We start from the raw sequence: 16,781 nt of genomic DNA on the forward strand, positions 1-16,781 counted from the left end.
AATCTGCATCTGTTTACAGATAATATTTCGTGCAGGAATTCTTTTCCTTTATAAAGTGAGAGGGCATGTAGTCACTGTGAACCAGAAGAATAACCGGCTGTCGCAGAGATTGCTCTTTTGGCTCGATACTTTTAAACGTGACATGACGCGCGCTTTCCCATCGGCCTGTTTCGACCCTTTTCACGCCATTCATGCGAGTAAGAGAGCCTTTGGCTGGCTGGGTTGTCAGGGATTGATCGTATTCATACAAAATACCCATGGCATCCTGTTGAGAACTGGTCATGCTTTGAGCGGGTGTCGTTCTTGCGTTAAATTCCCTCGCCGGGAAACCGTTTCTGTCTGACGCGGCACTGAAACGTCTCAGAGCGCCTGCGTTTTAAAAAGACTATTATGATTGGCAGAGACAAAACGATGATAATTAAACGCTATTTAAACGGCTTGCTTAATGAATAATTTAAATTGTTTTTGTTTAACCTGCAGACAATCTTTGAAAAATAATTCAGTCCTAATGGATTCTTAATAAACTTAATTTATAACTAACCTGTAAAGTTCACAAAATATAAATCTAATATAGCTTGATCCCGACTGAGGAAAATGGTTCAAATTAAAGCGGCAACTTAGCCGCAGAGTGGGGAGGTCAGCAGTTATTACTCCTGTGTAGAATATAAATAAATCTTCAACGAACGTGTTTCGTAAAATATCTGCAGTGTTGTTGAGCCTGGCGATAGAAACTGGCTTTATACTGGTCGGGTTTACGAAGTGACAGGTTTGGAAAGCATTGACGTCGGACTCAGCAGTAAACCTGAACTCACCAGCGCATACATCAGAAATGATTTACCTGAACAATTTATTTTTTTTAATTGTTTCCTGTTTGGGAAGCGGTTTAGTAATGCTTCCTTTGATCAATCAGATTAAATGGCACTATCATGAAAAAAATCCTTATTACTGGTTCTACAGGTTTTTTAGGCGGGGCTGTTGTAGCAAATTTATTACAGAACAGGGTCAAGGATAGGCTGCTGCTGCTGGTCAGAGGCGAGACGGTTGAAGAAGGGCTAAAAAGGCTTAAAGCTAACCTGAAAAACTTTGGCTTAAGTGAGTCAGTTATTCACACGTTAACACCTGAAAATATCATTTTAGGTGATCTGGCATTAACGGAAAACTTTATCAATGACTCCCGGATTAATGACGTCACCCACGTTATTAACTGTGCTGCCGTTGCCTCTTTTGGTAACAATCCCACTATCTGGAAAGTGAATGTTGAAGGCACATTCCAGTTCGCTGAACGCATGAGCCGTGTCGCGGGACTTGAGAAATTTATCCACGTGGGTACGGCGATGTCTTGTGCACCGGAGCGTGGCTCGCTGGTGACTGAAGGCGGACTGGATTCCAGCCGCGATCAACATGTTGTCGAGTACACCTGGAGTAAGGCCTCAATTGAAAAAATGATGACCGAAAAGCTGCCGGAACTGCCTCTGGTCATTGCCCGGCCATCAATCGTCGTGGGCCATTCCGATCAGGGTTGTCTGCCGTCAGCCAGTATTTTCTGGGTATTCCGTATGGCGCTGGCATTAGGGAAATTCACCTGCGACCTGGACGATCGTATTGATGTCGTTCCGGTTGATTACTGCGCGGATGCGCTGGTGATGCTGCTTGATGCAGAAGACGTCATTAATGAGGTGATTCATATCTCTGCTGGCACACAAAGCAGTGTGACCTTCGCTGAAATTGACGAAGCGATGGCTAAAGCATCAGGGAGCAGGGCACTCGGCGTTGATTATCAGAAGGTGTCCTATAAACAGCTCTCTGACAGCAGAAGAACCTTTAAGGATCTGTTCGGGCCCTGCAACGAGCGCATCATGCTGCGCGCCATGAATTTGTATGGTCATTTCTCAAACCTGAATGTGGTATTCGATAATTCCAAACTGCTGCAACTGGGTATGAACAAACCCTCAAGATTTACCGATTACCTGGATCGCTGCGTAGTAACAACCCGCGACTCCACCATCGCCGAGTTGATGCAGGTTGATTTCAAATAGTGGATACGGTGAGCCTGCCAGTAAAGCACATGCTGTTTTGGTGAAGAGCGGGCTGTGTAAATCATTATCCTGTCAGGCTGGCAGCTAATGACGCACAGCGTTCATTCCGGGCTGGTATCACTTGCTGCCCGATTGAGACTGGAATTTATACGCCATGGATGGCATTGAGGAACATAAGTGAGTCACAAGATCATTACGTTGATGTTTCACTCCTGAAGCGCTTCTGTATCGCATTTTTATCCAGTAAAAATCCCTTTTCTGGTTCAGCATAACACCCCATCAACGCCTTCAATTTTACTCAAAACGCGTCTTTGTGACTCCAGACTTAATAGGTCTGGAGTCACATGCACATTGTCATTAGAATGTCCCGCTTTGCAGTGAAGTAACAAGGTAGCGATGTGACAACAAATCTGACTCAGACCATGGACCGTTCAGCGTATGTGGGCCGTCATGTACTGGTCTGGCTGGAGCAGGTAAAAACTGCCACGCTTAGTGAGCTGGATAATTTTGGCGATGAGGGCACCGTTGAGCAGGTGATGAAAGTCTGGGTCAAACTGTCATTGCTAAGTAGCCGTCGGCGTCCCGAGATTGCGATCTCATCGCTGCTAAAACATGTTCTGCCCAACATCGGGTTGCTGCCCCTCAAAGCACTGAACCGTTTACGGCTCAACCGGCTCTACAACATTCTGATTGCCGACGGTAAAAAAGAGGAGGCGCGAAGGGTCTTTGCGCTGACTAAACAATTCCTTGCCTGGGCTGAGATGCAGGGTTATCTCGATCATTCACCTATTGCCTCAATGAAGAAACGGGATGTCGCAGGTCGCTCAACGCCGCCGCGCAGTCGGCAACTCACTGATGCGGAAATTTGGGTTTTCTGGCATGGGCTGGACAACTGGGCATTATCAGAACAAGTCCGCTGGGCGCTGCGTTTGTGTCTTGTCAGTGCCCGACGGCCTGATGAAATCGTACAGGCGCAAAAAACGGAGTTCGATCTGCAGTTAGGATTGTGGATGCAGGGCACACGCAACAAATCACAGCGGGAACATGTGTTACCCATTTCACCCCTGATGAAGCAATGCATTGAAGCATTGCTGCGCGATGCGGATCCCGATTCCCCCTGGCTGGTGCCTGCGCCACGGGATCCGCAACAGCCACTGTCAAAAGGCGCACTGAACCAGGCATTGCGCCGGATGATTCGCGCTCCACGCGGACTCGGGCTGGAAGCCTTTACGCCGCGCGATTTGCGCCGGACCGCACGATCTAAACTTTCCGCGCTCGACACGCCTAATGATGTGGCCCGCAAAATCATGAATCATGCGCTGGAGGGTATCGACCGGGTGTATGACACTCATGACTATCTGAGCCAGATGCGCAGCGCGATGAACACCTTTTCGGATGCGGTTGAGCAGATTATTCACTGCGAAAGTTATTATCTGCTGCGACATCGCTATGATGGCGAGACGCTTTCCCTGAACGATCTCTCTATCATGGCGATGTCACGCTAACGCTTACATTCAGGATAATCAGAAGTGGTAGCGCAGCCAGGCAAAATAGACGTTCCCGTTGTTATGCGTACCGGGAATATAGGTCATCTGGAAATCGAGATCGCCATAGCCGATTGAGGCCAGTGGCAGGACGGCTGGCACCGGAATATAGTCCCAGTTGTGTCGTGCGGTCACGCCAACAGTGTAACCTGCACCCCAGTGAAAACTCTGATCAGCAAGCGGCCGCCAGGTTGCCACCCAGCCATAGCCACCGAAGGGTTCCCATTTATTAAAGGAGTCCTTAAACGCCATTAAATAGATGCCGTTCCAGTTGCCTTTTTCGTCGTAACGGGAAATCCCGCCACCTGCGCCCCAGGGTCTTTCATTATATTTATTAATATGTTCCCGATCGTAGGTTGCACGGTTGTGCCAGGTAATAGCGGGAAGGTAAAAGTCGATACCCTCAGGTTGCTGCCAGGTGGTGGCGACGTTATTGCTGAAATTTTCCCAGCCTGAACTTACATTCTGCATAAGTGTGGCGGCGGAGGCTGAAAATACACTGAAAACGGACGTAATGATCAGCGCTTTAAGAGGTAAAATTTTGCGCATTGACGAATTCCTGCAATATCTGGTGTTAAATAAGGAAAAAAATGAATCAAGACGGGGATTGTTGCATGAGAAAGGGAAACTTCAGCTCAATGAACGGGCATTACAGGATTTTATAATTATTTATAGTGAAGCAGCATTTGCTTACCGAGGTTAAATTCGCTTTTACACTGATGTGAAAATCCCTTCCTTGCTGGCGATCCTCTCCAGCAGTCAGAACCCGATAAATACTTTTTTGAAAGAATCAGCATTGTTTGTTAACCAAATCTTGCATTGATAATCGCAATGCGTATATTTCTCATTTGCTTTAAAGTTTTTTCACACTTGCGCGTAAACGCTTACGAGAGGGTTTTTGATTTCTCTGAGCATAAGCAGTCAGGCGATGCCCGCAGGATGCAGGGCCGTGATAATGGCAGCATAAAAACATAAAGATAATTGAGGAATTAATGAACGCCTTCGATCTTCAGCATCCCAGGATTAAGAACGTGATTGCTCTGCAACGTCCATTTCGCTTCTCGTTGCTGGCCGTGATTGTCGCCTCATCACTGGCACATAACATTGCGCATGCCGCAGAGACTCAGGCACCCGCTGCCAGCACTGACCAGACTCTGACCGTTACCGCTGCCGATAATGCTGCTGCGGTCTCTTCGCCCGAAACCGATTACAGCGTCCCGGTTACCCGTGCAGGTACAAAAATGCTGGGCACTGCGCGTGATGTGCCGCAGTCAGTCAGCATTGTCAGCAAGCAGCGAATGGCTGATCAGCAACTTCAGTCGCTGAATGATGTGCTGGCAAATACCACTGGAATCCACGGTATCAGTGGGGATATGGACCGCACTAACTACTATGCGCGCGGCTTTATGATCGACAACTATATGGTCGATGGCATTCCGACTGCTTTTGCCGAACGCTGGAACCTGGGCGATGCACAGACCGATATGGCCCTGTATGAGCGCGTTGAAGTGGTTCGCGGCGCAACGGGGCTGATGACCGGGCCAGGCAATCCTTCAGCAGCCATCAATATGGTACGCAAACATGCGGACAGCAAAGAATTCGGCGGCACCGTCTCTGCCAGCTACGGCAGCTGGAACAAACAGCGTTATGTTGCCGATCTTTCGGCGCCGCTCAGTGAGTCAGGTAATGTGCGTGGCCGACTGGTTGCAGGCTGGCAGGATAACAACAGCTTCATCGAACGCTACGGCGCTAAAAAACAGTTCATCTATGGCGTAGTTGACGCCGATCTGACGGATTCTGCCACGCTCTCTGTCGGTTATGAGTTCAGTCAGGTCAACACCGACTCCACCATGTGGGGCGGCGCACCACGCTGGTACACGGACGGCACACAGATTCATACCCGTCGCGGCTACAACACCGCGCCTGACTGGGCCTATAACGACAAAGAGAATCGCAAACTCTTTGTAAACCTGAAGCAGGATTTCGATAACGGCTGGAACATCACCCTGAACGGGGCGCACAACGAGATGCGTCTGGACAGTAAGCAGATCTATCTTGATGGCTATTTCGATCGCAATACCGGCGCGGGTGTCTCTTCCTATGCTGACTATCCGGTGGTGGGCGGAACCGGTTATAACACCGGCAAACGGAAAGTGGATGCAGTGGATGCTTTTGCCAGCGGCCCGTATGAACTGCTGGGGCGCCAGCATGAGCTGATGGTGGGCGTCAACTACACCCGCCAGGATAATAAGTACTTCAGCACCTTTGAGAATATCTCGTCGGCGTCGTTAGGTAACTATAACGACTTCAACGGCCAGTATCCGGAATCCAACTGGACACCGCGTCTGCCTGCCAGCGATACCCAACTGGTTCGCCAGAAATCAACTTACATGGCAACCCGCCTGTCACTTGCTGATCCGCTGCACCTGATTCTCGGCGCCCGTTACACCAACTGGAATCGCGAAACCTTAAGTGGCGAAGCGGAAGAAAACAACATTACGCCGTATGGCGGGCTGATTTATGACTTCGCCGAAAACTGGTCGGCTTACGCCAGCTATACCTCGGTGTTCCAGCCCCAGGATTACCGCGATGCCAGCGGTGCTTACCTGTCGCCGGTTATCGGTAAAAACTACGAGGCAGGCGTGAAATCTGACTGGCTGGACAGTCGCCTGACAACCTCCGTTTCAGTTTTCCGCACGGAGCTGGATAACGCAGGTGAAGCGACGACGCAGACCATTCAGGGCTCTGGAGATGTTGCCTACGTTGGCCGCAAAGGGGTTGTGAGTCGTGGTGTGGAGTTCGAAGTCAACGGTGCATTAACCGACAACTGGCAGATGACTTTTGGCGGGTCGCGTTACATCGCGGAAAACCGCGATGGCAGCACGTTTAACCCGCAACTGCCGCAGACCAGTTTTAACCTGTTCAGTAGCTATCGTCTGCCGACACTGCAGCAGCTGACGCTGGGTGGCGGCGTGAACTGGCAGACGCACGTCTGGAACGATGTCGGCGGCCCGGAAGGTAATGGCACCTGGCGCGCGCGGCAGGGCAGCTATGCACTGGTTGATCTATTCGCCCGCTATCAGGTGAACAAAAACCTGTCACTGCAGGGCAATCTCAATAATCTGTTCGACAAAGAGTATGACACCAACGTGGCCAGCTCTGTGGTCTACGGCGAACCGCGTAATTTTTCAGTGACCGCCAGCTACACCTTCTGATTTGTATCGTTGTAACGCCTGTGAAAAACGCCTCATTTGAGGCGTTTTTCACAACATAACAGGTCTGCACTCAGGTAAAACGTAGTGCCAGGTTAAAACCTTCAGTGGACTCCACCACAATCGCTTCAGGCTGCTCCTGAAATGCGATGTCACCCGTCACCGGCATTCCTTTTTTCGTCATTGCGCCGCGACAATCTGCAACGCACGCGGTACCAGCTGGGTGAAGTACGCCACCGCCGGACCAATCAGCGCTTCATCCGGATCGAAGGCGGGATGATGCAGCCCAAACTGGCTGGCACTGCCGATGCTGACAAACGCGCCCGGCACCTGTTGCAGATAGAAGGCAAAATCTTCTCCGCCCATCTGCGGCGACTCAGCATGCTCCGCGAGATAGCCACTCTGTTCTGCAACGTCCAGAGCAACATCCACCCAGCCTGGCGTGTTAATCAGGGCCGGTGGTCCCTCGGTCCACTCCAGTTCTGCGGTCGCACCAAACCCGGCGGCGATACCCTGAATCAGCGACCGCATGCGGTGCGGGATCTGCGCCCGAATCTCGCCGTTGTGAGTGCGTACGGTGCCCTCCAGCTCAACGCTTTGCGGCAGCACGTTCCAGGTATTACCGGCGGTAAAGCGCGTTACGCTCAGCACCACCGTTTCCAGCGAGCTGAATACCCGGCTCGGCAGGGTCTGCAGTGCCGTCACGATATGACTGGCAATCACGATCGAATCGATCCCCTCATCTGGTCGTGCGGCATGCGCGCCTTTGCCCTCAATGCGGATCACAAAGCGGTCGACGTTGGCATAAAACGCACCCGCCCGGCTCTGAAGCATGCCCAGCGGCAGGTCAGGCGCATTGTGCAGGCCGAATATCGCCTGAACGCCTTCCAGCGCACCGGCTTCAATCAGCTGACGCGCGCCATTGAAAGTCTCTTCGGCGGGCTGAAACAGAATCCGCACCCGGCCTGGCAGCGTCTCTTCCTGCTGTTTCAGTTGCAACGCCACACCGAGCATCACGGCGCTGTGAACGTCGTGACCACAGGCGTGCATCACGCCCGGCTGCTGTGATCGCCACGGTCGCTCGGTGGTTTCTTCAATCGGTAACGCATCAATATCCGCGCGCAGGGCGATCAGCGGTTCGCCATGACCGATTTCTGCCACGACGCCGGTTTTCAGCCCCAGCGGCTTCAGCCGGATTCCTGCCTGTTCCAGCCAGCGTGTAATCCGTTCCGTAGTGGCATATTCATGATTCGAAAGTTCAGGATGCTGGTGCAGTTCGCGACGCCACTGCACCAGTTGTTCAGTTAAAGGCAAAGTCATGGTATCCCTGTGTTTCCGGCATAAAAGATTTATCCATTGCCTCAGCAGGCGCAATCATCATCGAATGACGCAACACGCAGATAAAGTAACGATTTGGTCGAAGCTTATCTGAATAAAATCAATGCGGAAGTGAAGGAGATTTAATCAGTGTTCTGAGCGTGCGGAATGACAAACACTGTTTTGCCATCCCGCAATTTTTTATAGCTGGGTAATGACTACTCCGCGCATAATTTTCGCTGTCCTGCACGCAGGAATGCGCTGACCAGACCCAGCCATAGCAGACCGCAGATCAGATTCACTATGCTAAAACCACCGTTGCCGAAGCTGAAATACGCGGTTTTTGCGGCTTCAATGCCGAGTGCAATGATCAGAATGCTCACCATCCCAAGCATCGCTGCCACGCTGCCTTTGCCTGCGCGGCTGGAAAAAAGTGTCATGCGATACAGTCCGGCGTTGACCAGTCCGGTGCCAAAACCGTAGAGACTCATTCCGGCAGTCAGCCACAGATAGCTGTCTGGGTTAATCATGGTGGCGATCGCTGCAATGGTCAGTCCGCAGACCACAGGCCATGCACCGAGTCTTACAGGCTGTTCAATGGGCAGACGGCTGGATAATCGACCCAGAGTCAGATTACCTGCAATCATGGCGGCAAAAACCGGCAGCTGTAACAGCGCATAGTCGATGCGGCTCAGTTGCGCACCGTGGATCAAAATCACGGGCGACAATGCTACCCAGGCAATGCAGGGCACGGTGACCAGCCCGATCGCCAGCGAGCCGCGCATCACCTGAGGTTCTTTTAGCAATAAGGCATAACCGCCAATAATCGAACGCAGCGACAGCGGTTTCTGACGATCGCCCGCCGTTTCAGGCATGGCATACCACAGCCCGGCCAGCGCCAGCGCCGCGACAGCCCCAATCAACCAGAACAGGGTGCGCCATTCTCCCACGGTAAGAAAAGCTGCGCCCGCCAGCGGCCCGGCCAGTGGGGCCAGCAGGGCGACGTTGGCCATCAGCGCCATCATTTTAATGCTGAGCGACTCTGTGAACGCCTCCTGTATCGCCGCGTAACCTACCGCCCCGATAAAGCAGAGGCTCATGCCCTGAAGAAACCGCAGCAGGATGAACTGTTCAATATTCTGTACCCAGTGGGTCGCGATGCAGGAGAGCATAAAAAACGCCACGCCGCTGAGCAGCACCGGACGCCGCCCGATGCGATCCGAGAGTGGTCCAAGCAGCCACTGCAGCAGAATGCCACCCGCCAGATAGGCGGTCAGCGAGGTAGAAACCCATTCAGGCCCGACCTTAAATTCCTGTGTCACCAGCAGCATGCCGGGCTGGATCATGTCATGGGCGATATAGGTGGCAAACTCGAATAAGACCAGCGACAGCGGAAAGATGAGATGTCGGCGGGTCAGTTGCGCCACCGGGAGAAAAGAAGCCATGATGAATACCTGCAATATAACCATTAAAAAGCGGCCACCGAAGTGACCGCATTAAACCAGAGTGACAGTGTAACGTTTAGCGCCAGCGGGCAATCGGGTTGACAAGCGTACCCGCGAATTTAAGATTCTCGGCGGGGTCGGCAAGGTTGATCATCTGCTGATTATTCGCCAGCTGCAGGCGGTTCAGACAGGAGCGGGTAAACTCCGGCGCAAACATGTCATAACGGGCGAACTTAGTGGCATGCTCGGGATGCGCCTGCTGATAATCCTTCACGCATTGCGCCACCGCCTGCCAGAAATCCTCTTCCGGCAGCGTTCCTGACTGATGCAGAATCGCGCTGATAAAGCGGAAGATGCAGTCAAATACATCGGTAAAGATCGACAGTAATTTGAGGTTCTCCGGCACATCCACCGCCAGGCGCTGCACGCCCTCCGGCAGCACGGCATCCGGGTTCATCACGGCAATCTCTTCGCCGATATCCTTCATGTAAGCACTGACTGGCACGTTGTTCTCCAGCAGCATGATCAGGTTTTCACCGTGCGGCATAAACACCAGGTCATGCTGATAGAAGCAGTGCAGCAGCGGGCTGAGGTAGCAGGTGAGATAGCGATCAATCCACTGCTTCGCTGGCAAACCGGAGTCGGCAATCAGTGCAGGCAGCAGAGCCTGCTGATGGTGATCAACGTGCAGGAATGAGGCCATGGTCATCAGACGCTGGCCAGGTTGCAGGCTGGCCGCGGGATTATCCCGCCACAGCGCTGCAAACATCTTTTTGTAGGCGGAATCGCCTTTGATCGCCTGCTCATAGTAGCGGTTGTGATAGCCGACGGAAGCGACTTCGCGCAGGATACGGAAATCACAGCGTTGAAGCCACGCATCCCCCGCCACCAGCTGTTCCAGCCAGCCGTTAATGGCAGGGGTTGTCGCCATATAGTAGGGTGACAGACCGCGCATAAAGCCCATGTTCAGCACCGACAGTGCGGTTTTCACATAACGCTTAGAAGGCTGGCTGCGATTAAAGAAGGTGCGGATAGACTGCTGCGCCTGATAAGCATCGTCGCCGCTGCCAAGATAAACAATATCGTGATTAGCGATGTCCGCCGCAAACACGGTCAGCAGTTTGTTCTGCCACTGCCACGGATGCACAGGCATCAGGATATAGTCCTCAACCGCCAGCCCTTTATTCACCAGCTGCGTATTGAAGTGTTCCACGGTGGTGTCGCCCAGCTCATCACGCATCAGCTGTTCATAGCTCAGCCCGCTAAGGCTGGAGAAATGGGCATTGCGGCGGTGAACAGCGACCCAGATAAGGTGTACGGGCGCGGCGGCTTCCGGCGCATAGGCCAGATAATCCTGCGCATCGAAACCGATACGTCCGTTGTTAGCGACGAAGCAGGGATGGCCTTCGGTCATTGCCGCTTCCACGGTCTGGAAATCGGCTGTGACCAGCGCCTGGCTGTCGGGATTATTCTTCTGAAGTTTATACACGCTGCTGCACAGTGTGCTGCTGATCTCCTCCATATAGGTCGCCAGCAACGCCTGCGGAATGCCAATCTCGCCATTGAATTCCACAATAAACTTCAGCGCATCCAGCGGCAGATCGCGACCATTCTCCTGCTTGCGTAGTGACTTCGCGTCAATTTCCCAGTGATCCAGCGCCAGCCGCGCCGCCTGGAAATGGTACGTTGCTTCACCGCCCGGCACCGCCAGTTGATAGCTGCCATCCTGCGATGCCTGCGGCGTGATGATTTTTTCATGTGTGAACTCGGCAATCGCTTTGCGGATCAGCATGCGGTTGGCCTGTGTCCAGTTGTCGCCCGTAAGATGTGTGCCGTCGGTCAGTGAAGCGGAGGTATTCATGGTCTGCGACTCCTGCAGTAACGCGTGTTGATAATCGTCCCGCTGGCAAAAGGCCAGCCAGGCGGTTTTATGGCCCATGTCGATGGTGTGCTGATAGCGGAATCCGGCGCGTTTATTCAGCACGTGAATTTTTTCATTGCGCACGTCCGGCTCTACCACGACACGGTTTACCTCAGGGCGGCTGAACATGTAGTCCATCACCAGCGTGAAGACCTGCCAGCTAAAGGCTTTGATTGGCTGGCTGGCCGGAGCAATCAGAATGTGCATGCCGTAATCATCAGGCGCGGCCGGATAAAACGTGCCGACCTCGTCGTCGCGGGCGCGATAACACTCAATCAGGCAGATGGGCTTGTCATTGCAGCAGCCAATCAGCGCGGCATGAGGATCGGATGCGGTCAGCGTCTGATAAAACGCCGCGACCTGTTCCAGACTCTGCTGCTGCATGCCCCAGAAGCGCGCGTAATCACGGGTGACCCAGCTGTGGATGAGTGACGCATCGCGCTCAAGCATCGGTCTCAGGGTAAACTGGCCTGCGGGACGATCGGCCCTGAACAGTATTGGTGAACTCATCTCAATGCTCCGATTTAGCCGGGAAAGTCTGGAAGGCGATCTGACGCTCGATGGGATACACCTCGCGTCCGGTCAGTTCACGCAGCAGGACTGAGTTGCGGTAGCAGGCCATGCCGAGATCCGGCGTGACAAAACCGTGGGTATGCAGTTCGGCGTTCTGCACGAAGATCTGATTGTGATGATCGATGCTGTAGTTGCGCTGAACGTCATAGCGGCCTTTGTCATCCCAGCGCAGGCGGGCGTGGATACCCTCTAAAAACATCGGTGGCTGGTAGTGATAACCGGTCGCCATCACCAGTCCTTCGGTGCGACGGGTGAAGGTGCAATCCTGCTCTTCCTGATGCAGCGTCAGTTCGAATTCCCCCTGCGGCAGCCAGCGCATCGCAGTGAGTGCCGAGTGTGTGAAGAGATTGACATTGAGATCGCCGTCAAGCTGTTTCACATACATCAGGTCGTAAATGTCATTGATTAAGCTGCTGTTGATTCCCTTGTAGAGATTCTTGTGACGGGCATTCAGCTCGTCGCGTGTGCTGGCGGGCAGGGCGTGGAAATAGTCCACCCACTCCGGCGAGGTCATCTCCAGCGTCAGCTTGGTGTACTCCAGCGGATAGAAGCGCGGCGCGCGGGTGATCCAGTTGAGCTGATAACCAAAGCGGTCGATATCGGTCAGCAGATCGTAGTAGATTTCCGCTGCGCTCTGGCCGCTACCCAGCACGGTAATTGAACGCTTCTGCTGCAACTCCGCTTTATTGGCCAGATAATGGCTGGAGTGGGTCAGGCGCTGGCGGTGCGGCTGGCTGCACGCCGGCATCCAGGCTTTTGGCCCGGTGCCGAGCACCAGATGACGCGCCTGATAGCGCTGTTTCTCTCCGCTTCGGGTGTCGGTCACCTGGAGGTGATAAATGCCGGCCGCTTCATCGTAGCTGACATACTCGACATGGCTGTTCCAGCGCAGATTAGACAGACGCGAGCTGGCCCACTGACAGTACTGGTTATACTCTTTGCGCATCAGGAAGAAGTCTTCACGGATATAAAAAGAGTATAGTTTTCCTTTTTCCTTCATGTAGTTAAGCAGGCTGTACGGGCTGGTGGGATCGGCAAGTGTCACCAGGTCGGCCATAAACGGCGTCTGCAGATGGGCGTTTTCCAGCATCATGCCGGTGTGCCAGTCAAAGCCGGGATTCTCATCCAGGAAAATACCGTTTAATCCCTCAACCGGCTCACTCAGACAGGCCAGGCTCAGGTTGAAAGGGCCAATGCCGATGCCAATAAAATCGTAAACAGGATTATTCATTTCAGATCGCTCCCTGATTCGCCGCGCTCAGCGCAGAAGCACGAACCTGTTCGCGGCCGTAATGCGCAATCAGGCTCAATACATCTTCGAGGTCGGCAATGGTGGTGGTGGGATTTAACAGGGTGAATTTCAGATACTGACGTCCATCCACTTTGGTTCCGGCGATCACCGCATTACCGGAGCGGAACAGCGCTTTACGGATGGCGGCGTTGATCTCATCGATCTGCGCGTCGCTGGCATGTTTGCCGGGAATGTAGCGGAAAATCTGGGTAGTCAGCTCAGGCGCGTGCAGCACTTCAATGGCCGGATGCGCCGTTAATAGCTGGTGCGCAGCCTGTGTCAGATCGATCAGGGTATCAAAGGCATCACCCAGCGCCGCCGGGCCCATGACGCGCAGTGTCAGCCACATTTTCAGCGCATCAAAACGGCGGGTGGTCTGAATGCTTTTGTTGACCAGATTCGGCGTGCCTTCCTGCTGGGCGCTGAGCGGATTGAGGTAGTCCGCATGGTGCGTGACATGCTTCAGATTCTGGCTGTCCCGCACAAAGAAGGCGCCACAGCTGACGGTCTGGAAGAACGATTTGTGATAATCAACGGTCACGGAGTCCGCGCGCTCAATGCCATTCAGGCGGGAACGATGATTTTCAGAGACCAGCAGGCCACAGCCATACGCGGCGTCAACGTGCATCCATAAACCGTAATCGTCACAGAGACGGGCGATTTCCGGCAGTGGATCGATGCTGCCAAAGTCTGTGGTGCCGCTGGTGGCGACCACCGCAATCGGGATCAGCCCTTCACTGCGGCAACGCGCGATCTCCTGTGCCAGACATCCCGCGTCCATGCGGTAATGGTCATCGTGATCAACGGCGATAACCGCGTCATAGCCCAGTCCCAGAATCGCCATCGACTTCTGGATGCTGAAGTGGCTGAGTTTCGAGGTAAACACCCGCCATTTCGAGGCAGTTTCAGGCAGGCCACGATGCTTAATCAGGTGTCCCGGATGATGCGCGGCACACCAGCTGTCACGCGCCAGCAGCATTGCCATCAGGTTGGATTGGGTACCGCCGCTGGTGAAGATCCCATCCGAACCGGCTGGCAGACCAATACGGCCAAGCGTCCAGTCGATCACCTTCTGCTCAATCAGGGTGCCGCCTGCGCTCTGATCCCAGGTATCGACCGAGCTGTTGACTGCCGCCATAATCTGCTCTGCCATCAGCGAGGGCAGCACCACCGGGCAGTTCAGGTGCGCCAGGTATTTAGGATGGTGAAACCAGACGGCGTCACGAAGATAGAGCTGGCTCAGCTCCGCCAGTGCATCCTCGTTGTTGCCGAGTGGGTGATCGAGATTGACCTCGCTGAACTCCGCCGCCAGTTCGTGGGGCAGAATGCCGCTGAAGGGCTTCTCTACGCCGGTAACGGTGCGCGTCATCAGCGTTAGCACTTCCTGAGTCTGCTGCGACCAGGCCGCCAGTTGCTGATCGTTAAAAATGGCCGTTTCGGCACCGCTGGCGTTGGAGGCTGGCGCGAGATCCAGAGCCGCCTGTGTGGATGAGCGTAAAAGCATGTTCAGTTCCTGTGCGTTAATACCAGTGACCCTGCCGGCATTAAGCCAGCAGCGTTGGATGTGCGCTCAACAACTCCAGTAAACATAAATCTGACTAACCAGATAAAAATCCTGACAACCAAAGACGCCAGGGTTTTAACCTTAAAAAAATAAATACCGCATATTATTTGTGGATTTTGCAGCGTTTAACGCTTTGTTATATGCGGATGAGAGTGTAAATGTTAATCATTATCATTCAATTGTTTTATTGTTAAATTTTATCTATTAGCCGGACTAATGTTGTAAATGTGATATAGATCACATTTTGTGTTCGGAATAGTCCTTTTTTAGTGTGATTAGTGCCAGAAGATGTCAGTGAATCTGTGTCACGATGAGGCGTTTCAGGTCAGGGATGAGCGTAACGAGCGTAAATTACGGCTATTGTCGGCACAGGTGAGGGGGATTCTGATAAGGACCAGGAGGGGAATGAAGAGCCGATGAAACACACGCCCAGAAAGGGCTAATCGCCCTTTCTGGGTTAGTACACTTTCTTTTTACCCTGCATTCGTTTCAGCAGGTGCCTTCTTTTTGGCCATGAAGTTATAAATCACTAACAAGCCAAAAATACCGGTGATGATCATTGTGATGGTTCCCTTGTCCATAAAGTGAGCCATATTGCCAAGCAGAATGCCGGTCACGCCGAAGTCGGTATCCGAGAAGGTCGTGTTGGTCAGCCCGATCTGTCCCAGTACCGGTAGCAACGCGACAGGCAGGAAGGTAATCAGCAGGCCATGTGCAAAGGCACCGCAAATCGCCCCGCGTTTGCCACCGGTGGCATTACCAAATACGCCCGCCGTAGCGCCACAGAAGAAGTGGGGCACAACACCCGGCAGAATTAATACCCAATGCAGCTGACCGAGGACAAACAGCCCAACCAGGCCACCAACAAAGCTGGAGATAAAGCCGACCAGCACCGCATTCGGGGCATAAGGGAAAACAATCGGGCAATCCAGCGCGGGTCTTGCTTCCGGTACCAGTTTTTCTGAAAAGCCGGTAAAGGCCGGAACGATCTCAGCCAGGATTAAGCGCACACCCTGCAGAATAATAAAGACGCCCGCCGCAAAAGTTATGGCCTGAATAAACGAGTAAACCAGGTAGTTCTGACCATGACTGAAGTTGGCCTCTACATACTCTTTACCTGCTGACACCGACAGGATTAAGTAAATAATCATCATCGTTAGCGAGATGGAGATCGTGCTGTCGCGCAAAAAACTGAGGTTTTTTGGCATGTTCATCTCTTCGGTGGATTTAGAACCTTTACCCACTAAAGAGCCGATCCAGCCAGATAAGACATAGCCAATGGTCCCGGTATGCGCCAGCGCGACATGGTCGCCCCCGATGATCTTACGCATATAAGGCTGTGCAATTGCCGGGAAGGTGGCCATCAGAATACCCAGAAGCAGTGAGCCGGTGTAAATAAGCTGCACACCTTCAAAACCGGCAACTGATAAAATAATCGCGATCATACAGGCCATATAGAAGGTCACATGGCCGGAAAGGTAGATATATTTAAGTCGGGTAAATCGGGCAACAACGATGTTGGCGACCATGCCGAAGGCCATGATCATCGTGGTTGGCGCACCATATTTTGCCAGTGCGATAGAGACCATTGCTTCGTTATTAGGAATGATGCCCTGAACATCAAATGCATGTTTAAAAATGTCGCCAAGTGGTGTCAGGGAACCAACCAGAACGGTCGCTCCGCCTGCCAGCACCAGGAAGCCCAGAATGGTTTTAACCGTGCCCTTAATAACGTCAGGAAACGGCTTCTTCTGCGCAATCAGTCCGAAACATGCCACCAGTCCGACTAATATTGAGGGCACTTTCAGCACGTCGACGACGAACTGCAAAAGATTTTGAGTAAACATATTAACCTCGAGGGTAAGGTGTTTATCTAAT

Annotated in this window: 10 protein-coding genes; 3 read left to right on the top strand and 7 right to left on the bottom strand. The window is 52.9% G+C overall.

The features are described 5' to 3' along the window. The first annotated feature begins 926 nt into the window (after positions 1 to 926). Positions 927 to 2,036 (top strand): SDR family oxidoreductase, encoded by a 1,110-nt coding sequence (locus AC6I77_RS20255; protein WP_105099760.1) that lies wholly within the window; start codon positions 927 to 929, stop codon positions 2,034 to 2,036. 422 nt (positions 2,037 to 2,458) lie between these two features. Beyond that, positions 2,459 to 3,541, top strand: a complete 1,083-nt coding sequence (locus tag AC6I77_RS20260) for a tyrosine-type recombinase/integrase (RefSeq protein ID WP_181405302.1) — start codon at positions 2,459 to 2,461, stop codon at positions 3,539 to 3,541. Positions 3,542 to 3,559: 18 nt separating this feature from the next. Here the strand turns inward: AC6I77_RS20260 and pagP are convergent, their stop codons facing one another. Continuing rightward, positions 3,560 to 4,129 (bottom strand): lipid IV(A) palmitoyltransferase PagP, encoded by a 570-nt coding sequence (gene pagP / locus AC6I77_RS20265; protein WP_039661446.1) that lies wholly within the window; start codon positions 4,127 to 4,129, stop codon positions 3,560 to 3,562. Between the two features lie 443 nt (positions 4,130 to 4,572). Between pagP and fhuE the strand changes: the two genes are divergently transcribed. After that, a complete protein-coding gene (gene fhuE / locus AC6I77_RS20270; RefSeq protein WP_337028588.1) occupies positions 4,573 to 6,795 on the top strand; it encodes a ferric-rhodotorulic acid/ferric-coprogen receptor FhuE in 2,223 nt (740 codons plus the stop codon). A gap of 177 nt (positions 6,796 to 6,972) precedes the next feature. On the opposite strand, the gene AC6I77_RS20275 is transcribed toward fhuE, so the two are convergent. The 6 genes from AC6I77_RS20275 to ulaA all read right to left on the bottom strand — a co-directional run bounded on the left by AC6I77_RS20275 (position 6,973) and on the right by ulaA (position 16,750). Further along, positions 6,973 to 8,112 carry an amidohydrolase gene (locus AC6I77_RS20275; RefSeq protein ID WP_442843769.1) on the bottom strand — a complete coding sequence of 380 codons (1,140 nt, stop codon included), beginning with the start codon at positions 8,110 to 8,112 and terminating at the stop codon, positions 6,973 to 6,975. 215 nt (positions 8,113 to 8,327) lie between these two features. Further along, positions 8,328 to 9,554, bottom strand: coding sequence for an MFS transporter (locus AC6I77_RS20280; protein ID WP_497817266.1), 1,227 nt, complete (start codon positions 9,552 to 9,554; stop codon positions 8,328 to 8,330). 76 nt (positions 9,555 to 9,630) lie between these two features. Continuing rightward, a complete protein-coding gene (locus AC6I77_RS20285) occupies positions 9,631 to 11,985 on the bottom strand; it encodes a GNAT family N-acetyltransferase (protein WP_497817267.1) in 2,355 nt (784 codons plus the stop codon). 1 nt (position 11,986) lies between these two features. Then, positions 11,987 to 13,279: a lysine N(6)-hydroxylase/L-ornithine N(5)-oxygenase family protein gene (locus tag AC6I77_RS20290; protein ID WP_039661441.1), complete on the bottom strand. Its 1,293-nt coding sequence runs from the start codon at positions 13,277 to 13,279 to the stop codon at positions 11,987 to 11,989. A 1-nt stretch (position 13,280) separates the two neighbouring features. After that, positions 13,281 to 14,843 carry a pyridoxal phosphate-dependent decarboxylase family protein gene (locus tag AC6I77_RS20295; protein ID WP_008924644.1) on the bottom strand — a complete coding sequence of 521 codons (1,563 nt, stop codon included), beginning with the start codon at positions 14,841 to 14,843 and terminating at the stop codon, positions 13,281 to 13,283. A gap of 533 nt (positions 14,844 to 15,376) precedes the next feature. Next, on the bottom strand, positions 15,377 to 16,750 hold the full coding sequence (gene ulaA, locus AC6I77_RS20300) for a PTS ascorbate transporter subunit IIC (RefSeq protein WP_187513084.1): 1,374 nt from the start codon (positions 16,748 to 16,750) through the stop codon (positions 15,377 to 15,379). Positions 16,751 to 16,781: the final 31 nt, after the last annotated feature.

The organism is Pantoea sp. X-Soil-ISGK-259, from assembly GCF_059730705.1.